At 69.1% G+C, this 18,360-nt stretch carries 18 protein-coding genes; 4 read left to right on the top strand and 14 right to left on the bottom strand.

Annotated elements, in window-relative coordinates; genetic code table 11:
- Positions 1-33 precede the first annotated feature (33 nt).
- Positions 34-846: a 3-methyl-2-oxobutanoate hydroxymethyltransferase gene (panB, locus tag EPL04_RS04705; protein WP_134669906.1), complete on the top strand. Its 813-nt coding sequence runs from the start codon at positions 34-36 to the stop codon at positions 844-846.
- A 1-nt stretch (position 847) separates the two neighbouring features.
- On the opposite strand, the gene EPL04_RS04700 is transcribed toward panB, so the two are convergent.
- The 9 genes from EPL04_RS04700 to EPL04_RS04660 all read right to left on the bottom strand — a co-directional run bounded on the left by EPL04_RS04700 (position 848) and on the right by EPL04_RS04660 (position 10,411).
- Complete coding sequence (locus EPL04_RS04700) at positions 848-2,182, bottom strand: sodium-dependent transporter (protein WP_134669905.1); 1,335 nt, start codon at positions 2,180-2,182, stop codon at positions 848-850.
- A gap of 238 nt (positions 2,183-2,420) precedes the next feature.
- Positions 2,421-3,755, bottom strand: coding sequence for a sodium-dependent transporter (locus EPL04_RS04695; protein WP_134669903.1), 1,335 nt, complete (start codon positions 3,753-3,755; stop codon positions 2,421-2,423).
- 184 nt (positions 3,756-3,939) lie between these two features.
- The gene (locus EPL04_RS04690; protein ID WP_134669902.1) at positions 3,940-4,656 is read right to left on the bottom strand and encodes an SDR family oxidoreductase; all 717 of its coding nucleotides are present in this window, start codon (positions 4,654-4,656) and stop codon (positions 3,940-3,942) included.
- Between the two features lie 31 nt (positions 4,657-4,687).
- A complete protein-coding gene (locus tag EPL04_RS04685; protein ID WP_134669900.1) occupies positions 4,688-5,644 on the bottom strand; it encodes an NADPH:quinone reductase in 957 nt (318 codons plus the stop codon).
- 53 nt (positions 5,645-5,697) lie between these two features.
- Positions 5,698-6,486, bottom strand: coding sequence for a sugar phosphate isomerase/epimerase family protein (locus EPL04_RS04680; RefSeq protein WP_134669899.1), 789 nt, complete (start codon positions 6,484-6,486; stop codon positions 5,698-5,700).
- Positions 6,479-8,065, bottom strand: a complete 1,587-nt coding sequence (locus EPL04_RS04675) for an HAD-IIA family hydrolase (protein ID WP_209019569.1) — start codon at positions 8,063-8,065, stop codon at positions 6,479-6,481. Before EPL04_RS04675 ends, EPL04_RS04680 begins: the two co-directional genes overlap by 8 nt.
- A gap of 65 nt (positions 8,066-8,130) precedes the next feature.
- The gene (locus EPL04_RS04670; RefSeq protein ID WP_134669897.1) at positions 8,131-9,012 is read right to left on the bottom strand and encodes a glycerophosphodiester phosphodiesterase; all 882 of its coding nucleotides are present in this window, start codon (positions 9,010-9,012) and stop codon (positions 8,131-8,133) included.
- A 174-nt stretch (positions 9,013-9,186) separates the two neighbouring features.
- A complete protein-coding gene (locus EPL04_RS04665) occupies positions 9,187-9,726 on the bottom strand; it encodes a GNAT family N-acetyltransferase (RefSeq protein WP_368276158.1) in 540 nt (179 codons plus the stop codon).
- Between the two features lie 25 nt (positions 9,727-9,751).
- Positions 9,752-10,411 carry a metal-dependent hydrolase gene (locus EPL04_RS04660; RefSeq protein ID WP_134669895.1) on the bottom strand — a complete coding sequence of 220 codons (660 nt, stop codon included), beginning with the start codon at positions 10,409-10,411 and terminating at the stop codon, positions 9,752-9,754.
- Positions 10,412-10,517: 106 nt separating this feature from the next.
- Between EPL04_RS04660 and EPL04_RS04655 the strand changes: the two genes are divergently transcribed.
- Positions 10,518-11,231, top strand: a complete 714-nt coding sequence (locus EPL04_RS04655) for a helix-turn-helix domain-containing protein (RefSeq protein ID WP_134669894.1) — start codon at positions 10,518-10,520, stop codon at positions 11,229-11,231.
- 43 nt (positions 11,232-11,274) lie between these two features.
- Here EPL04_RS04655 and hmgB read toward each other — a convergent pair whose 3' ends face one another.
- On the bottom strand, positions 11,275-12,612 hold the full coding sequence (gene hmgB, locus EPL04_RS04650; protein WP_134669892.1) for a hydroxymethylglutaryl-CoA synthase: 1,338 nt from the start codon (positions 12,610-12,612) through the stop codon (positions 11,275-11,277).
- Positions 12,613-12,673: 61 nt separating this feature from the next.
- Positions 12,674-14,920, bottom strand: coding sequence for a hypothetical protein (locus EPL04_RS04645; RefSeq protein ID WP_134669890.1), 2,247 nt, complete (start codon positions 14,918-14,920; stop codon positions 12,674-12,676).
- A gap of 132 nt (positions 14,921-15,052) precedes the next feature.
- Between EPL04_RS04645 and EPL04_RS04640 the strand changes: the two genes are divergently transcribed.
- Entirely contained in the window at positions 15,053-15,760 is a 708-nt protein-coding gene (locus EPL04_RS04640; protein WP_134669889.1) for a class I SAM-dependent methyltransferase, read from the top strand.
- A gap of 36 nt (positions 15,761-15,796) precedes the next feature.
- Here EPL04_RS04640 and EPL04_RS04635 read toward each other — a convergent pair whose 3' ends face one another.
- Complete coding sequence (locus EPL04_RS04635; protein ID WP_134669887.1) at positions 15,797-16,381, bottom strand: DUF2150 family protein; 585 nt, start codon at positions 16,379-16,381, stop codon at positions 15,797-15,799.
- 49 nt (positions 16,382-16,430) lie between these two features.
- Entirely contained in the window at positions 16,431-17,282 is an 852-nt protein-coding gene (locus EPL04_RS04630) for a TatD family hydrolase (RefSeq protein ID WP_134669886.1), read from the bottom strand.
- 101 nt (positions 17,283-17,383) lie between these two features.
- On the opposite strand from EPL04_RS04630, the gene EPL04_RS04625 reads away from it, so the two are divergent.
- Positions 17,384-17,812 carry a hypothetical protein gene (locus tag EPL04_RS04625; protein WP_134669884.1) on the top strand — a complete coding sequence of 143 codons (429 nt, stop codon included), beginning with the start codon at positions 17,384-17,386 and terminating at the stop codon, positions 17,810-17,812.
- Here the strand turns inward: EPL04_RS04625 and EPL04_RS04620 are convergent, their stop codons facing one another.
- Positions 17,813-18,256: an NYN domain-containing protein gene (locus tag EPL04_RS04620; RefSeq protein WP_209019568.1), complete on the bottom strand. Its 444-nt coding sequence runs from the start codon at positions 18,254-18,256 to the stop codon at positions 17,813-17,815.
- Positions 18,257-18,360: the final 104 nt, after the last annotated feature.

The raw sequence follows: 18,360 nt of genomic DNA, 5'->3' as shown, positions 1-18,360 counted from the left end.
TACGTTTAACCGAACGCCCGCGACCCACTCGGTATGACAACCGTTCGGGACCTCGCGGCGACCGACGACGACGAGGAGATAACGATGCTGACGGCCTACGACGCGCCGACCGCCGGGATCGTCGACGACGCGGGCGTCGACGTGATCCTGGTCGGCGATAGCTTGGGCAACGCGGTGCTTGGCTACGACTCGACGCTCCCGGTCACCGTCGAGGAGATCCGGAGCCACACCGCGGCGGTCGCCCGCGCCACCGACGACGCGCTGGTAGTCGCCGACATGCCGTTCCTGAGCTACGGCGTCGACGAGAGCGAGACCATCGAGCACTGCGGACGGATGTTGAAGGAGGCAGACGCCAACGCGGTCAAGTTAGAGAGCGGCCCCCACACCGTCGAGGTGACCGAGCGCCTCGTCGATCTGGGGATCCCGGTGATGGCCCACCTCGGGCTGACGCCCCAGCGCGTGAACCAGCTCGGGGGGTACTCCCGGCAGGGGACCGACGAGGAGAGCGCCGGCGAACTCCTCGATCTCGCGACGGCCCACGAGGCGGCGGGGGCGTTCGCGCTCGTGCTCGAACACGTCCCGGCGAACGTGGCGGCCCAGATCACCGAGGCCCTCGACATCCCGACGATCGGCATCGGCGCGGGTCCCGACACCGACGGGCAGGTGCTCGTGCTCAACGACGTGTTCGGGCTGAGCGACCGGACGCCCCCGTTCTCGACGCAGTTCGGCGACGTGCGCGCCGAGATGGAGGGCGCCGTCGAGCGGTTCCGTGACGCGGTCGAGTCCGGGGAGTTCCCGGCCGACGAACACAGCTACGACGAGGACGCGATCGACGACCTCTACTGACTCACAGCGAGACGCCCGCCAGCGCCAGCAGATTCACCGCGAGCGTCCCGAGCAAGAAGAGCGGCAGGATCGTCCGGACCGACCAGAGCCACGCCGGGCCGACCGACCGCGACCGGGCGCCCGCGCCGGTGGCGTACTCCGCGAGCGCGTCGGCGCCGAGCACCCAGCCGACGAACAGCAGAAATCCGACCAGCCCGGCGGTCAGCATCAGATCGACGAGCGTGCTCGCCACGAAGTCGAACAGCGCGGGATTCAGCGCGTTCGCGCCCCCGGTGAACAGGATCACGCTCGCCAGCGAGAGGGTGGCGGTCCGCCGGCTCACGCCGTGTTCGTCGACGAGGTACGCGACCGGGATTTCGAGCATGCTGATCGACGACGAGAGCGCCGCCAGCGAGACGACTCCGAAGAACGCCACCGCGATCACGCCCCCGAGCGGGAGCTGGGCGAACGCCCCGGCGATGGAGACGAACAGCGCGCCGGGCCCGCCGCCGGCCGCCGCGGGACCGGTGAGTTCGCCGAAGGTGGTAAAGAGCAGCGGGAACACCACGAGCCCCGCCAGAACGCCGACGCCGGTGTTCAGCACCGCGATCGTACTGCCGTCGACCGCGAGGTCCCGGTCGTCGCCGAGGTACGAGGCGTACGTGATCATGGTGCCCGCGCCCAGCGAGAGCGTAAAGAGGGCCTGTCCGGCGGCCGCGCCGATCACGTCCAAGAGGTTCGCCCGCAGGTACGCGGCGTCGAAGTCGAGGTAGAACGCGAGCCCCGCGTCGGCGCCCGGCTGGGTGATCGCCCACCCCGCGAGCGCGACCAGCAGGGCGAGGATGGCCGGCATCATCACCTTCGTCGCCTTCTCGATGCCGTCCCGGACCCCACCGAGCACGATGAACGCGGTCACCCCGAGGAAGGCGGCGTGAAACCCAAGCGCCTCGACGCCGAAGTTGATCCCTTCGAAGTACGCGCCGGGCGACCCGAAGTACGACCCCGTGAAGCTCGCGAGGAAGTACCGGAAGATCCACCCGCCGACGACGCTGTAAAACGACAGCAACGCGAGCGCGGTCACGACCCCGAACAGGCCGACAGCGCCCCACGACTTCGACCCGGAGAGCCGAAAGAGCGCGCCCGCCGGGTTGCGCTGGGAGCGTCGCCCGATCACGAACTCCGCGAGCAGGCCCGGCACCCCGACCAGCAGGATGATCCCGAGGTACACCGCCAGAAACGCGCTCCCGCCGTTCTCGGCGGTCATCCACGGGAACCGCCAGATGTTACCTAATCCCACTGCGCTTCCCACGGCGGCGAGGATGAAGCCGACGCGGGTCCGCCACGATTCGCGTGTCATTGGCCCACACTCGACAGTCCGCGGGTAAGAGAGTTTCGAGTTTAGAACCGTAGGTTGGAAAATATAATAATTCTCGGGCGTATATCCGGATTTTTCGGGATCCCAAACCCCGTCAATCAGCGATACCGGCTACGATTCGTAGAAAGAACCGTCGGCTGACGCGGGAGACGCGTCGATTCGTAGCATCGGCTACTCGATCGGTCCGACGATTCGAAAAACCGCGGTCGCCCTCAGGCGACTAGAAGTAGTCGCCGGCGACGATGCCCGAGTACAGCGAGTCGACGCCGAGGTAGAGAGTCACGATGACCGCGATGGGGACGACGATGCGGACCCACCAGAGCCACCCCGTGGCGAACGACGGGCCGAACGACGAGCCGAGTTCGATCTCGTCGATCGCCTCGGTGTTGGCGACCCAGCCCACGAACACCGCGAGCAACAGCACCGCGATCGGGAGCAGGAGGTTGAACACCACGTCGTTGTAGAAGTTGAGCCACGACGTGCCGAACGTCGTCGGGACGCCGAGGAGGAAGATGCCGACGCCCATCGCGACGGCGGTCGTCGTGCGGCCGTAGCCGTAGTTCTCGCTCACGAACGACACCGGAACTTCGAGGAGGCTGATCGCGCTCGAGAGGGCCGCGAACAGCAGGACGACGAAGAAGACTGCCCCGAGGATCCCGCCCGCGGGGAGGGTGCCGAACGCGCCGGCGATGGCGATGAACGCCGTGCCCGCACCGCCGCCGGCGCCCTCGACGCCGCCGGTCGCGAACAGGAGCGGGAACACGACGAACCCCGCCAGCAGCGCGACGAGGGTGTTGACCACGACGATCGCCCCGCCGTCGGCCGGCAGGCTGTCGTCGCGCCCGAGGTAGGAGGCGTACGCGATCATGACGCTGAACCCGAGCGACAGCGTGAAGAACGCCTGTCCCATCGCGGGCGGGACGATGGACGCGAAGTTGTCGACGATGACGCCGAAGTCCGGCGAGAGGTAGTACTCGTAGCCCGCCGCGGCGCCGTCGAGCGTCGTGGCCCACGCGCCGAGGCCGACGAGCAGGATGAGGATCGCGGGGATCATGAACTTGGTCGCGCGCTCGATGCCGCCGGTGACGCCGGCCGCGACCACGCCGATGGTGATCGCCATGAAGACGGCGTGAGCCGCGATGGCGACGTTCCCGGTCGACACCGACCCGAAGTACGTCGCGGGGTCGCCGAAGTAGGCGCCGCTGAGGCTCCCGACGATGTAGCTGAGGACCCACCCGCCGATGACGCTGTAGAACGCCAGGGTCACCAGCGACGAGAACACGCCGAGGCCGCCGACGAACGACCACTCGCCGTGGCCGATCGACTTGAACGCGGCGACGGGGTTGCTCTCGCCGCGCCGACCGATGACGAACTCGATCATCATGGTCGGGAAGCCGATGAGGAACACCGCGGCCAGATAGACGACGAGGAACGCCGCCCCGCCGTTCGAAGCCGTCTGGAACGGGAACGACCAGATGTTCCCGAGGCCGACCGCGCTCCCGACGGCGGCGAAGATGAAACCGATCCGACTCGTCCACGTCTCTCGTTGTGCCATGTGTGGCGTTGGCTTCCAAACCACACTGCATAAACGCCACGGTTCGTTCGCGTTGTGGCGATTTTTGCCGACAGTATTTTCAGTAACCGCCGTTCATGTCGGCTGAAATGGACGAACGGTCAATGGCCGACCGAACGGGGCTCTCACGGTCGGTCGGCGGGGATCTCGGTCGGCCGGGGTCGCCTCAGGCCTCGCCGTACACCGGGACCGCCGCGCCGCTGGTTACGCTCGCGGCGTCCGAGCAGAGAAACAGGACCACCTCGGCGATGTCGGCGGGATCGACCCACGCGTCGTGGTCGGCGTCGGGCATCATCTCGCGGTTCGCCGGCGTGTCGATGACGCTCGGCATGACGGCGTTGGCCCGCACCTCCCCGGCGTTCTCGGCGGCGATGGTCTCGGTCAGGAGTCGCACCCCCGCCTTCGACGCCCGGTACGGACCGTCGCCCTCGCCGCCTTCGAGCGACGACCGGGCCGACACCGAGACGATCGCGCCGCGCCCGTCGCGCTCGCGCAGGTGGGCCAACGCGTGCTTGCTCGCCAGAAACGCCGTCTTGAGGTTCACGTCGAACAGCGTCTCGAAGGTCTCGACGTCGGTGTTCTCGATCGGCGCCCCGCCCTTCCAGGTCCCCGCGACGTTGGCGAGACAATCGAGGCGACCGTGGTCGGCGAGGACTTCCGAGACGACCCGTTCGACCTCGCGCTCGTCGGTGAAGTCCCCGCGATAGAAGTCGATGGCCCTGCCCGTGTCGAGTCCCGCCTCGCCGTCGTCGGGCGCCACCACGTCCGCCGCGGCGACCGTCGCGCCCGCGTCGGCGAACGCCTCGCAGACCGCGGCGCCGAGCGCGCCGCTGGCGCCGGTGACCAGCGCGACCGAGTCGGTGAAGTCGAAGCTGACGTCCATACCCCGTGGACGGTCGCTCGGCAGTTAACGTTCAGGGTCGCACGACCAGCTTCCCGAAGAAACTGTTTCTCAACACCGCCTTCTGGGCGTCGCCGGCCTGCGAGAGCTTGTAGCGCCGCGAGACGTGGGGCCGGAGGTCGCCCGCCGCGAGCAGGTGGGCGAGCTTTCGTAACACCCCGGCCATGTCCGGCGTGTTGTACATGCTCATCAGGTGGAGTCGCATCTCCTTGCCGCGGGCGGCCGCGACGTTCTCGAAGCCGGCTTCGGGCCGGGTGTTGCCGATGCCGACGACCCGGACCCCCTGCGTGCCGACCTCGGCGTCGAAGTCGAGGTACTGATCGAGTCGGTGGTCCAAGATCGCGTCCGGACGGCCGGCCTCGATCACCGCCTCGGCCAGATCCTCCCGGCCGTAGTCGAGGGGCGCGTCGACTCCCAGTTCGCGGAGTTCGTCGTGGTACTCCTCGGAGGCGGTCGCGAGCACCGTCGCGCCCGCCGCGCCGGCGATCTGGACCGCGACGTGGCCGACCCCGCCGTTGGCGCCGTGGACCAGACACGTCTCGGTGGGGTCGAGGCCGGCGTGGTCGACCAGCGCCCGCCACGCGGTCACGCCGACGAGCGCGGCCGCCGCGCCCTCGCTGAACCCGACCTCGTCGGGCAGGCGGGCCGCCCGGTCGGCGGGTGCGACGGCGTACTCGGCGTACGTCCCCTGCCGGTCGTTTCCGAGTCCCGTGCCGAAGACGCGGTCGCCCTCGTCGAACTCGGTGACGCGCTCGCCGACCGCGTCGACGACGCCCGCGAAGTCCGATCCAGGGATCATCGGGAGCGTCGGCGGCTCGTAGCCTCCCTCCCGAAAGTAGGTGTCGACGGGGTTGACTCCCGCGGCCTCGACCGCGACCCGGATCTCCTCGGGGCCGGGGTCGGGACGCTCGATGTCGTCGACTTGCAAGACGTTCGGCCCGCCGTGTTCGTGGTATCGGACGGCTCTCATACCGCGACGTAGGGGCGGCGCCGAGATAAAGGTCGACCTCGCGGCGACCCGCGTCACAGGTAGCCGTCCAGCTTCTCCTTGCTGAGCGCCAGATACTCGTCGTCGAAGGTGTAGGCCTCGACCGAGAGCGTGCCGGTCCAGCCGTCCCGGAGGGGCGAAAGCGCGGTCTCGAAGTCGGTCGTGCCCGAACCGACCGGGACGTGCTCGTCGCGGGCCTCTCGGGCGTCGTTGACGTGGACGTGGCTCACCCGATCGCGGTGGTCGTCGAGGAACGCGGCCGTGGCCTCGGCGTCCAGCCCGTCGACCCGGGCGTGGCCGGTGTCGAACGTCATCGCGGCGTCGGTCTCGGCGAACACCGACTCGAAGTCGTGGACTGTCAAGCGGACGCCCGGGAGGTTCTCGACGCAGAGCTCGATGTCCCGGTCGGCGGCGGCCGCGTCGAGTTCCCGGACGGCCTCGAACAGGCGGGGCCGGATCTCGTCGAACGCCCACTCGGGCGGCGAGGCGTCGGAGCTCGCGTGCAAGACGGCCTTCTCGGCGCCCATCTCGGCGGCGCCATCGAGACAGGCGCGGTGTTCGTCGAGACACGCCGTCCGGACTCGGTCGCGGGGCGTCCCGAGGTCGAGGTCCGCGAACGGGAGGTGGACCAGCAGATCGAGCCCCGCGTCGTCGAGCGCGTCGGCGACCGCCCCGGCGTCGAGGGCGGTCCGTTCGGTCGCCCCGTCCATGTAGAGTTCGACGTAGTCGAAGCCGATCGCCGCGCCGGCGTCGATCGCCTCGCGCCACCCGACCTCGCCGGTGTGGGTCTGAGTGACGTACCCGATTCGGACCCCCTCAGTCACCGGTTTCACCGCCCTCGACCGACGGCACCGGCGCGTCGGCGTCGCCCCGCTCGGCGGACGTGTCGGCCGCGACGAACCGGGTCAGGTCGGCCACGCTCGGGGCGACGAGCGTGGGCTCGATGTCGCTGGTCTCGACCTCGACCCGGGTTGCGTCGCCGGTGAGCACACACACCGACTCGCACCCGACGCTCTCTGCGAGCGCCACGTCGGTCGCCAGTCGGTCGCCGACGACCGCGACCTCCGCCGGGGCGTACCCCTCGGCGTCGAGGACGTGGTCGAGCATCTCGGCGTTCGGCTTGCCGAACACCCGCTCGGGCGACCGGTCGGTCGCGCGCCCGATCATCGCGCCGATGGCGCCACAGTCGGGCACGAACCCCTCGCCGGTCGGGCAGACGTCGTCCGGATGGGCCAGCAGGAAGGTCGCGCCGTCCCGAATCGCGAGCGTCGCGCGCCGGGCCTTCTCGTAGGTGAGTTCGGTGTCGAAGCCCACCACCACGGTGTCGGGGTCGTCGTCGCCGACCGAGACGCCCGCCGCCGCCACCGCCTCGCGCATCGCGTCGGTTCCGAGGACGAACACCTCGCCGGGGTCGGTCTCCACGAGGTGCTGGATCACCCCGTCGGTCGAGAGCAACACGCTGTCTGGGTCGGCTGGGACGCCCAGCTTCGTCAGCTTGCTCGCGTACTCGTCTTTCCACCCCGAGGAGTTGTTCGAGAGGAAGTACACCGCGACCCCGCGGTCGCGGAGCAACTCGACGAGTTCGCGGGCGCCCGCCACGAGGTCGTCGTCGAGGTAGAGCGTCCCGTCGAGGTCGAAGAACACCGCCTCCTTCTCGTCGAGGGCAGACAGCCCGGCAAATCGGAGGTCGGCCTCGGTCAGGTCCGCGAAGTCGTCGATCTCCACCCACTCGCGGCCGGTGACGTCGGCGGTCGCCAGGTCGTGGTCGCGGTCGCGGACGAGTCGGTCGATGGCGGCCTCGGTCCAGTCGCCGAAGTCGCCCTCCCGGTCGATGGTCCGGGCGATCTCGTCGAACAGCATCGAGGAGAACGATGCGGAAAACCGGTAGACGTCGGTCGAGACGCCGTGGGCCACCTCCTCCGGGACCGCCTTGTCGATGTGGCTCACCAGCCCGCGGTCGTCGACGGTGACCTTCATCGCCTCCTCGGAGAAGGTCGCGCGGTCGCACGCCACCGCGCTGTCGGCGTCGGCGTCGACGAGGTCCGCGAGCAGGTCGGGCTCGAAGGCCACGTCGCCGTTGGCGAGCACGAACGGCTCGCCGGCGACCGCCTCGCGGGCGAGCGACAGCGAGTACATGTTGTCGGTGTTGGCGAACACCTCGCTCTCGACGACGCTCACCTCGAGGTCGGGCCGGTCGACCGAGACGGCCTCACAGCGCGCCCGCGTCTCGTCGGCGAGGTAGCCCGCGACGACGGTCACGTCACTCACGCCGGCGTCGTCGAACGCGCGCAACTGTCGGCCGAGCACCGGCTCGCCGGCGACGGTGACACAGCTTTTCGGCTCGTGAAGCGTGAGCGGCCGTAGACGGGACCCGATACCAGCCGCTAGAATCACCCCCTTCATGGATATAGTGCTCAATACCGCAACGTATCGATCCATAATCCTACCGGCCCCGCCACACGTTCGAATTACTCGCCGTCGCCGAAGCCGAGGACGCCGGGGTAGTCCGCGATCAGCCCGTCGACCCCCGCGGCCCGGAGCTGGGTCGCCTGATACCAGCGCTCGACGGTCCAGACGTTGACCCGCCGGCCCTCCTCGTGGGCGAGCTCCACGAGGTCGACCGGCTCGTAGGGGCCAAGCGAGCCGTACTCGGCGTTGAACAGCTCGGTCCCGGGGACCATGTTCCACGGGACGTGGATCGCCTCGCAGTCGTACCGGCGGGCGACCTCCATTCCGTCGGCGACCGATTCGGCGAACACCGCGGCGATCGCCACCGAGGGGTCGGCTGCCCGGGTCGCCGCGAGCGCGCCCTCCGAGAACGACGAGATCAACGCGTCGTTGTCGTGGTCGTCGAGCGTCGAGACCACTCGCTCGGCGAACGCGCGCCAGCGGTCGGTCTCGGCCTCGCGGTCGCCCGGCGGGAGGTTCTCGCGGGGACGGATCGCGGCCGTCCCGGGGTTCTTGAACTCGACGTTCACGCCGACCTCCGGGGGGATCGCGTCGAGGACCGCGTCGAGCCGGGGGACGGGCTCGCCGGTTCCCAGCACCTCGAGCTCGGCGAGCGTCTCGTAGGGAGTCTCCCAGACGTACTGGCCCGCGAGCCGGTCGGGAGCGTCGGTCACCCGGCCGAGGCGCTCGTCGTGAAACACCACGAGCTCGCCGTCGGCGCTCGCCATCACGTCGATCTCGACCATCGCGGGCGGCTCGCCGCGGCCGAGGCCGGTCGCGGCGCGCTCGGCGGCCGCCACCGTGTTCTCGGGGCAGACGCCGGCGAAGCCGCGGTGGGCGATGAGGTCGGGGGTCGGTCGGTTCGGTGCTCGTCGGTCCGTCGTGCCGGTCGTGCCAGACATTGTGTGATCGGTGCGACGCCCGAGCCGTCGCCGACCCGGCGTCGTCGCCACCCTCGTCCGGAGGTTGGCACAAGCGGGACTTCAAGGTTTCTTTCCGAATATAAATAGTGCTACGGAACGGCGCGTAGCTCTCAGAGCGGTTCGTAGCCGTTCTCGGGGCGGCTCGGCGACCGGCTACGACAGGTCCTTCGCGACCATCTCGCCCCAGTGGTCGAAGCCGTGGCGATCGTAGAACGCCTTCGCGCGGTCGTTCTCCCGGTCGACGTCGAGCACGAGCCTCTCCAGCGGGAGGTCCTGATCGCGGGCCAGCCCCACGGCGGCGTCCATCAGGTCGTCCGCGACGCCGGTCCCGCGGAACTCGGGCCGGACGTAGATCTCGTTGAGCACCGCGGCGTCCCAGATCATCGCGAGCTGTTGGGGCAGAACGAAGACGTAGCCCGCGAGCGCGTCGGGATCGGCGTCCGCGTCGCCCCCTCCGGCGTCGCCCGCGTCGGCCACCGTCACGCACCGGGGCTCGTGTTTCACGCACCAGAACGCCCAGTCGAGGTACCGCTCGCCGTACTCGTCGGTGAGCTTCCCTTCGTACTTCGCGCGCTTGTCGTCGCCGCCGGTTCCCGACCCGAGCCCGAGTTCGAACCCGCGCTTGAGGTCCCACAGGTCGCGGGCGTCGCGGTCGGGATCGTACGGTCGGACGGTCACGTCTGTGTCGGCCATGCTCCGGGGTTGACGGCGCTCGGTGTTAGTTCCGCCGCTCCTCGCGCAGGCGCAGGCCGACCACCGCGTAGCCCGTCAGCGCGAGCAGGAGTCGCTCGCCGGAGGTGACGATGTAGAAGATGCGCTCGACGTCCTCGGTGGTCTCGCCCCGGGACGGATCGACCCCGGTCCGGTAGTGGGTGTTGTCGGTCGTCCGCACCGTCTGGTCGGTCGCCCGGGCCGCGGGTTCGGTCAGGAAGTCGAAGTCGAAGTCCACGAACGTCTGGACCACCCCGCGCTGGTCGGAGTAGATCACCCGCCCGGTGAGCTCGTAGAACTGGTCGTGGACCGGGTAAAAGAGGTTCACGCCGTTGAGAAACAGGTCCGGCCCGATGCCGGCGACCGCCACCGCGAAGACGCTCACCCACGCGACGCGGACGCCCCGGGTCCCCCACCGGGCCGCGAGCCGCGAGCGCTCGCGGAGTCGGACGTCGTAGTACAGCACCGCGCCGAGCGCGAGCGGCACCAGCAGGGTGTGAAACGCCGCCCGATGGGTGCCCGCCACGACGAGGCCGACGAACACGTCGAGGTCGACGAACGCGGTGGCCGCCATCACGACTGCGATCGCGCGGGCGTCGAACTCCTCGGCGAGCAGGGCGGTGCCGACCAGCCCCGCCAGCGCGACGTGCACCAGCGTCGATGGCATGCGTGTCGGTTGTCCCCGAGGCCCAATATCAGTTTCCCGGCGTGTTCGGCGAACGTCGAACCCCGGTTTCGATACGCTTTTGCGGCTCACCCCCGGAGTCGGGAGCATGTCGGATCCCGACGACCCCCGCGGACAGCTCGCCGAGCGCATCGCGGGCGAGATAACCCTCAGCGACGACCCCGGCGCGACCCTCCGGAAGTGGCGGACCGACTTCGGGGTCTCCCAGACCGACCTCGCCGACCACCTCGACGTCTCGTCGTCGGTCGTCAGCGACTACGAGAGCGGTCGCCGCGAGAGCCCCGGCATCGGCGTGGTCGCCCGGATCGTCTCCGGCCTGCTCGACATCGACGAGCGCCGGGGCGGCGACCGCATCCGCCAGCACGCCCGGGTGCTCTCGGCGGGCTTCGAGAGCGACATCGTGAGCGACCTCCGGGAGTACCCCACCGCGGTCTCGCTGGATCGGTTCTACGACGCGGTGGGCGCGACCCCGCTCACCGACGGCGATCACGACCACGTCACCGGCCACACCGTCATCGACAGCATCGAGGCGATCACGCGCCTCTCCAGCGAGGAGTTCTACCGCCTCTACGGCCAGAGCACGAGCCGAGCGCTCGTGTTCACCAACGTCACCCGCGGGGAGTCGCCGCTGGTCGCGATGCGCGTGGTCAACCCCACGCCCCACGCCGTGGTGCTCCACGGCCTCGACCGCGAGGACCTCTGGGAGCACGCCCCGAAGATGGCTCGACTCGACGGCTTCGCGCTGGCGGTCACCGACGAGCCGATCGACGACGTGCTAGACGCGCTCCGCAAGATCCCCTGATCCGTCGACGACCCACTGATGGGAAAATAGCGGTTCGGACGCTTTACTCGACGTACTCGTAGGTCCGCTCGTTCATCCGGCCCCAGCCGGTGAACACGAACTCCTCCTCGGGGACGGTGAAGTCCTCGATGTCGATCGTCTTGTCGTGGTTGTGCCGATCGTGGACCTTCTCGTACTCAGCGAACGAGAGGTCGTATCGCTCGTCGATCTGCTCGTCGACGTTTAGCTCGTCGATCTCCTCGGCCCAGTCGTCGGCGACCGTCTCGGCGTGGATCTCGGCCTGCGCGCCGCTCCCGTACGAGCCGACGAGCAGGCGCTCGCCCGCGAGGTCCCGCCCCGACTCGGCGGCGCTCTTGAGCGCGGCCGCCCGGGCGATGTGGACCGAGCCGGTGTACCAGTTGCCGACCTCCCGGGAGATGGCGAGGGTGGGCTCTATGACCTCGCCGTACCACTCGCGGTACTCGTCGGTGGATTTGAGCTCGTCCATGTGCTCGCGGATGGCCTCCTCGTAGGCCTCGCGGTCGGCGTAGTCGTCCTCGCGGGGCTGGAGCCCGATCTCCTCGGCGAGAGACTCCTCGATCGGCGTGTTCCGGATCATGTGGCGGTAGCCGAGCAGTCCGGCCTTCCGGACCATGCCGGGGAACGGCGTGTGGAACGGGATGTACGCGAAGTCCTCGGGGTGGGTCGGGTCCGAGATCGACTCGAAGTCCTCGACCGCCTCGCGCATCCGCGCGAGGTACACCTGCATCGAGCGCTTGCCGTCGACGCTCGGGAACTGCTGGTTCGGCTTGAGGAAGTCGGTCTCGTCGGCGCTCCCGTACCCCTGCTCGGTCGAGAGCTCCACGAGGTCCGGGTCCTCGTCGACGAGCATCGCGACCGCGCCCGCGCCCTGCGTGGCCTCGCCGGGGTCGCCCCGGGCGTAGAGGGCGGTGTCGGTCGCGATCACGAGCGCCGCGCGGTCCCGGTTCCGGCCGGCCTTGATCCAGTTGTACGCGTCGTCGAGACTCTGGGTGCCCGCGATGCAGGCGAACTTGCGCTCGCCCTTGTTGGCGTGGTGGAAGTCGCCGTCGTACACCTGCTCGAGACAGCCCGCGATGTACGTCGAGACGGGCTTGGAGTTGTCGAACGCCGATTCGGTCGCCACGTCGATGCGACCGATGTCGTCGGGGGCCAGCCCCTTGCGCTCCATCAGGCGCTTTGCGGCGTTCGCACCCATCGTGACGATGTCCTCGTGGGCGTCGGGGAACGAACTCGCGTTGAGCCCCAGTCCCTTCGTGTACTTCTCGGGGTCCTCGCCCTTCTGGGGCGCGAACGTCCCCGGCAAGTCGAGCTTGAGCTTCCCGGTCCAGATTTCGAGTGCGTCGATACCGACGGCTGTCATACACGTCTCTGCGGGAAGGCGCTATAAGATTTTGTCGATAGCGTGTTCGACGGTCGTCGAACTACGGCTCTATCGTGAAGGTCGTCGTCCTCGTCTCGCCGCTCGCCGTCTCGTAGTAGACTGTCATCGTGATCCGCCTGTTGGTCATGTCTACCGGGTCGCCGTTGTTCTTTCGGAACTCGAAGAACTGCACCTCGCCGACAGTACCGCCGTCCATCGTCGCCGGTCCGTCGAAGTCGATCCGATCCCCGATCGCGTAGCCGTCGAAGCTGTCCGCAGTGGAGTCGGGCGCGCCGTCGCCGTTGGCGTCGATCTCGATCTCGGCGGCGGTGAGTTGGGTCTCCCTGATCTGCTGGGCGGGGCCCGTCGTGTCGTTCACCTTCACCGCGGTCACGTCGACCGCGTCCGCAAGTTCGTTTCGGATGTCGACCTGTAGTATCGAGTTGACGCCGGCCTCGGTGCCTTCTACCGTTCGATACGTGCCGGTGTAGGTGAGGTTCCCGCTACCGCCGTCGCCGCCGTCGCCGCCGCCGTCACTGCCGGGCGTGACGGTGAACTCGGTCTCCCCGACCGCCTGACTGTCGCCGGGGGCTCGGTCTTCGAGTCGGTAGCGGATCGTGATCGAGACCGCCTCGCCGTTCATGTCGACGTTGGACGCGTCGTTCGAATCCGTGAAGAACTCGTAGAGATATATCGACGCCTCATCGTCGGACGACACGACGGGATTGCCGTCGTTCGCGCGCCCGTCGAGGTCGAGGTCGATTGCGTCCGGAACTGCGGTGCCGTCCTGCCCGCCGGGGAACCCCAGACTGCTGAAGTCGACGTAGCCGTCGCTTTCGTTCCCGTCGACGAACACCTCGCTTATCAGCTTGCCCTCGCCCGTGGTTCGGTCGGCGAGCACGTCGATGTCGGCGTCGGCGGGTTCGATTCTGATGTCGGTTATCGCGACCGACTGATTGTACTCGTTCGTGACGCTGAAGTTGATCCCGCCGGGCGTAGTTCCGTCGTCGGGCCCGTCGTCGGCCACCGCGTCCTCGTTGTACGTGAGTCGCCCCGACAGTCCGCCGCCTCCACCGCCACCGCCGCCTGAGCCGGACACCTCGACCTCGTAGGTCGCTTCTTCGGTGTCTTTCGACCCGGCGACGTCGTCGTCGTCCGGGCCGTCGAAGCCGAGCGCGAACGAGTCGGTCTCGGTCCCGGTGACTGCCGCCGTCGGCTCGTAGACGAACGTCGCCCGGCCGTCGCTGTCGGTCCGGACCGTCTGGTCGGACTCGTCGCCGGTCTCGGCGTCGTAGAGTCTCCCTTTCGAGGGATCGGTCGTCACCGTCACGTCGACGCCGCTGACGTGGTTGTTGTACTCGTCGCGGACTTCCACCACGACGCGTCGGGTCCCGTCTTCGCGCACCACGGCGCCGTCCCCGTCCACGTCGACGGCGTACGTCGGGGACGTCTCGGACGCGTCCGAGCCGACGCCGACCTCGGCCATCTGGAGATCGTAGGTTCCCGGTTCGAGGACGACGCGGACCGCGTCCTCGCCCGCGACCGGTTCGACCGCCGAGACGTGTTTGTCCGGGTCGGTCCCGTCCTCGTCGAGTTCGCCCTCCAAGAGCCCCTCCCACTCGCCGGCGTCGAGTTGCGTCGGGACGACGATCGTGAGGTCCTCGTCCGGGGCGCTGTTCTGGACCGATACCGTCCGCGTCGTGGCGCTGACCGGCCGGACGTTCACGCTCGCGACGCCGTTGGTGGACTCGGAGACGGTCCCGTCGAGGGTCACGACCGAGATGCGGTCGCCCTGCACGAGCCGCTGGCCCGCGAGCGTGACGGTCGCGTCCGCGAACCGATTGTAGAGGACGCCGTTGCGGTACACCGTCGTCGGCGGGTCCTGATAGACGCTGTACCGGGGTTCGTACGTCAGTCCCCGCGTCGGGTACGGCCGGGCCGTCCCGTCCCAGTAGTCGCCGACCTCGCCGGTCGCGGCCGCGTTTCGAATCCGGAGGCTCGCGTCGGCGCTCGTCGCGAGCCGCCCCGACGGCGGCGCGGGGTTGACGAACAGCGCGCGCTCGGGGTACCGCGTCCCCAGCGAGACCGTCGCCGAGCCGCCGGTTCCGGTCGCGGCGGCCCGGTAGACCTCGTCGCGAAGCTCCTGAAGCTCGCCGTGGACCCGCTGGTTGTGGTTGTACTCCACCTGTTCGTTCTGCTGGGGCACGACCGTGGCCTGATAGGTCGAGACGAGCACGATCAGGATGGCGAACAGCAACACCGCCCCGATCTGAACCGTCACCCCGCGGTCGTCGGCTCGGAATCGCACTACCGGCCCCTTTCAGGCGAGGTAGTTAAAAATAGCGTCTGCGACGGCCGCGACGGTTCGCGGGCGTCGGACGCGAATGATACGCACACTCGTTACAATCTTATTACAATTGCGATCCGATACCACGATCGCATGTCCGATCCCTTCGGTCGCGCGATTCGAGACCACTACCGCGGCGAGCGTGAGGCACCGCTGGTCGACCGCGACGGCGAACGAACCCGCGAGCATCCGATCGAGCGGTGGTACTTCGGCGAGTTCGAGGGCGACGAGTGGCTCGAATCGCACCTCGACGGGCCGCTGATCGACATGGGTGCCGGCGCGGGCCGCGACGCGCTGTACTTCCAAGACCGGTTCGAGACGGTGGCCATCGAGGTCAGCGACCGCCTCGTGGCGACGATGCGCGACCGCGGGGTCGTCGACGCCCGGCGGGCCGACATGTTCTCGCTCCCCGAGCAGTTCGAGCGCGACCGGTTCCGGTCGGCGTACGCCAGGGGGACCCAGGTGCAACTCGCGGGGTCGATGGCGGGGGTCGAGCGGTTCCTGAGCGATCTGGCGGTCGTGACCGCGCCCGACGCGACCGCAGTGATCGACGGCTACGCGCCCGAACGCGACGCGACCGCAGACGCGTTCGGCTACCGCGAGGACCCCGCACCGGGGCTGGCCTACCGCGTCTACCACTGCGTCTACGAGGACGAGGTCGGCGAGACGTTGCTGTTCAGGCTGTTCAGCCCGGACCGGCTCCGTGCGGCCGCGGTCGGAACGCCGTGGACGGTCGCGGAGGTGCGATACCCCCGATCGGACCGGCCGGTCCAGTGGGTGGTGCGGCTGGAGAAAGCGTGACCGTCAGATCGGATCGCGCGGCGAAAACGCTGGCCGTCAGTCGTCGTCTTCTTCTTCGACGACTTCCGGGTCGCTCATCGCGCTCTGGAGGCTGTCGAGTCCGTTGACCCACTCGGTCACCAGCCCGTACTCGAGGTCCTCGGTCACCGACATGTCGAGTTCGTCGCCGTCGATGATGCGCGTCCCGGCGGCCGCCACCAGCCCGAGCGCCGAGTCGATGTCCTCGGCTTCCTCGGCCCGGCCGGCTTCGAGGACGTACTCCTCGACGCCGGCTTCGTCGGCCGGCCCCTGTGCGACGTACTCCTCGGCGGCATAGAAGACACAGACCAGACTCGTCTGGACGCCGTCGATCAGCATCGCCTTCTCGTCGTCCTCGAAGTCGACTTCGGCGAGGACGATCTCGCGGATGTCGGTCAGCTCCTCGAGGGCCTCCTCCTCGCCGACCGCGTCGTCGTCGTACGCGGTCACGATCTTGGCGACCGCGATGGCCACGTCGTCCTGGAGGTTCAACAGGAGCCGGGCCGAGTCCTCGTTCTCGGGATCGATCTCCTCGTCCCGGATGCGGTCGAGCCAGTTCTGCCAGCGTTCGTCGGAGTAAAACTCCTCCGGAGGCGCGCTCATATCAACTCCGAGTGCTGCCCGACCCATATGCCTTTCTGCTCGGCTCGCCCTACCGATCGAGGGTCGCCTCGGTGTCGACGCCGTACACCCGTCGAGGCGTCTCGACGTGGGCGTTTCGGACCGCCTCGCCCTCGCCCGCGTCGAGGAGCCACCGGACCCGCCGGGGCACCGTCTTTGGCCCCAGCACCGCGCCGGGCCGGTCGGGGTCGTCGACGAAGTCGGTCTCCATCAGGAACGGCTCGCCGCGGTCGGCCGCGCGTTCGAGCCGGTCTTTCTCGCTCATCACGCTCGGCGTCGGCCCGGCGAGCCGGCCGGCGGCGTAGTGCTTGACGACGCGCTCGGGCGCGAGCCCCGCCTCCTCGGCCCACGCCGCGATCTCGGTCAGGTCCTCGCTGGCCTCGGTGTGGAGCTGGACCGCGCAGTCGTTGGCCGCCCCGAGTTCGAGTCCGCGACGGAGCACGGCGTTCGAGGCCTCCCACACCGCCTCGGTGGTGTCGTAGTGCGGGCGGCCGGTCTTGAGCGCCAGCGCCGAACCGTCGGCGACGTACTCTGCCGCACACTCCAGACCCGCCCGCATCAGGTCGCGGGCTTCGGCCGGCGCGAACCCGCGGTCTTCGACCAGCTTCGAGACGAGCCCGGGGTGGACGCCGAGCACGGGCCACGCCCGGCCGTCGAGTATCTCGCTCGCGCTCGCGACCGCGTCGAGCGTGGTCTCGAACACCGGTCGAAAGTCCTCGCCGACTTCGGGTTCGATCCCGAGGAGCCACGAGGGCTTGTTCACCACCAGCAGGTGGGTGCCGCCGCTGCGCGCGAACTCCCGGACCGCCTCCAGCCCGCGACCGTGTTCGGGGTCGAGGTGGAGGTGGTTGTCGACCACCGGCGTGCCGAGGTCCTCGTCCATGGTGTCGTCTCCGGGACCGAGCGGGAAAAACGCCGACGGTTCGGGGCGCCCGGTCGACGACCGGCGCGACACTCAAGGGCAAGCAACACTCACGGGCCCACATGAGCACCGACCCGCGGAACGTCCGCTCGCTCGCGGTCACGACCGACGACGTGGTGTCGGCCTACGAGGCCCGACGGCGGAGCGACCGCCCGACCGTCCTCCGGGTGACCCCGCCGTTTTCGGGCCGGATGCGCGCGCGACTCCACGTCGCCGACGCCCCCGAGCCCGACGGCGAGACCGACGCGTTCCACATCGATCCCGCCCGACTGATCGAGGAAGACCGGATTCCCGACTACCCCACGCCCGACGACACCGAAGACGAGCTCCGGACCGACCCCGACGCCGAGTTCTCGGTCGAGCGCCACCGCGAGCGCCACGTCGAGGCGGTCGAGGCGTGGCGCGCGACGGTCGCGGACGCGGTGGTCGAGTCGGTCGAACTCCGGGTCGACGACGGGACGCACGCGGTCGCGGTCAAACCGCTGGGATAGCTACTCCTCGATGACGTGAGCCTCGTGGGCGGCGTTCCGGAGGGCGTCGGATCGGCCGTGCTCGCCCGGCGCGATCGCGACGGTGCGGACCCCGTTGCGGGCGGCCTTCTCTAAGACGGGCTTGAAATCGGTGTCCCGCGAAGCGATGGCGAGCGCGTCGAGCCCCTCGGTCAGCGCGAACTCCGTCGCGTCGACCGCGAGTTTCACGTCGACGTCGCCGCTGGTAATCGTCACCTCGAAGCCGCGGGCTTCGGCCGCCTGAATCAGCCCCGGGGTGGCGTGCTCGTCGAGGTAGAGCCGCGCGACCGCAAGCTGGCCGAGTTCCTCGGCGGCCGCACGCACGTCGTCCAGATCCACGTCGAACTCGTCGCGGAGGACGTTGGGCCCGTCCACGAACAGCGCGATGGAGGCCTCCCCCGAGAGGAGCGAACGCAACGGTTGCATACCCCCCGATAGCTCGCCTCCCGCCATAGCGGTGGCGGTCCGGCGCCGACGGGCGCGCTACGGAAGCGCCCGAGATATACACTCACACCTTATCTAGAAAAAAT

Source organism: Halorussus marinus, assembly GCF_004521895.1.
GTDB classification, from domain to species: domain Archaea; phylum Halobacteriota; class Halobacteria; order Halobacteriales; family Haladaptataceae; genus Halorussus; species Halorussus marinus.
Note: the sequence above shows the minus strand (reverse complement) of the source record. Positions and strands in the feature narration are given on the sequence as shown.

Bases quoted from the DNA above. Each gene is read 5' to 3' on its own strand.
- panB (WP_134669906.1), top strand. From the start codon at position 34: ATGACAACCGTTCGGGACCTCGCGGCGACCGACGACGACGAGGAGATA.
- EPL04_RS04700 (WP_134669905.1), bottom strand. From the start codon at position 2,182: ATGACACGCGAATCGTGGCGGACCCGCGTCGGCTTCATCCTCGCCGCC.
- EPL04_RS04695 (WP_134669903.1), bottom strand. From the start codon at position 3,755: ATGGCACAACGAGAGACGTGGACGAGTCGGATCGGTTTCATCTTCGCC.
- EPL04_RS04690 (WP_134669902.1), bottom strand. From the start codon at position 4,656: ATGGACGTCAGCTTCGACTTCACCGACTCGGTCGCGCTGGTCACCGGC.
- EPL04_RS04685 (WP_134669900.1), bottom strand. From the start codon at position 5,644: ATGAGAGCCGTCCGATACCACGAACACGGCGGGCCGAACGTCTTGCAA.
- EPL04_RS04675 (WP_209019569.1), bottom strand. From the start codon at position 8,065: ATGAAGGGGGTGATTCTAGCGGCTGGTATCGGGTCCCGTCTACGGCCG.
- EPL04_RS04670 (WP_134669897.1), bottom strand. From the start codon at position 9,012: ATGTCTGGCACGACCGGCACGACGGACCGACGAGCACCGAACCGACCG.
- EPL04_RS04665 (WP_368276158.1), bottom strand. From the start codon at position 9,726: ATGGCCGACACAGACGTGACCGTCCGACCGTACGATCCCGACCGCGAC.
- EPL04_RS04660 (WP_134669895.1), bottom strand. From the start codon at position 10,411: ATGCCATCGACGCTGGTGCACGTCGCGCTGGCGGGGCTGGTCGGCACC.
- EPL04_RS04655 (WP_134669894.1), top strand. From the start codon at position 10,518: ATGTCGGATCCCGACGACCCCCGCGGACAGCTCGCCGAGCGCATCGCG.
- hmgB (WP_134669892.1), bottom strand. From the start codon at position 12,612: ATGACAGCCGTCGGTATCGACGCACTCGAAATCTGGACCGGGAAGCTC.
- EPL04_RS04640 (WP_134669889.1), top strand. From the start codon at position 15,053: ATGTCCGATCCCTTCGGTCGCGCGATTCGAGACCACTACCGCGGCGAG.
- EPL04_RS04635 (WP_134669887.1), bottom strand. From the start codon at position 16,381: ATGAGCGCGCCTCCGGAGGAGTTTTACTCCGACGAACGCTGGCAGAAC.
- EPL04_RS04630 (WP_134669886.1), bottom strand. From the start codon at position 17,282: ATGGACGAGGACCTCGGCACGCCGGTGGTCGACAACCACCTCCACCTC.
- EPL04_RS04625 (WP_134669884.1), top strand. From the start codon at position 17,384: ATGAGCACCGACCCGCGGAACGTCCGCTCGCTCGCGGTCACGACCGAC.
- EPL04_RS04620 (WP_209019568.1), bottom strand. From the start codon at position 18,256: ATGCAACCGTTGCGTTCGCTCCTCTCGGGGGAGGCCTCCATCGCGCTG.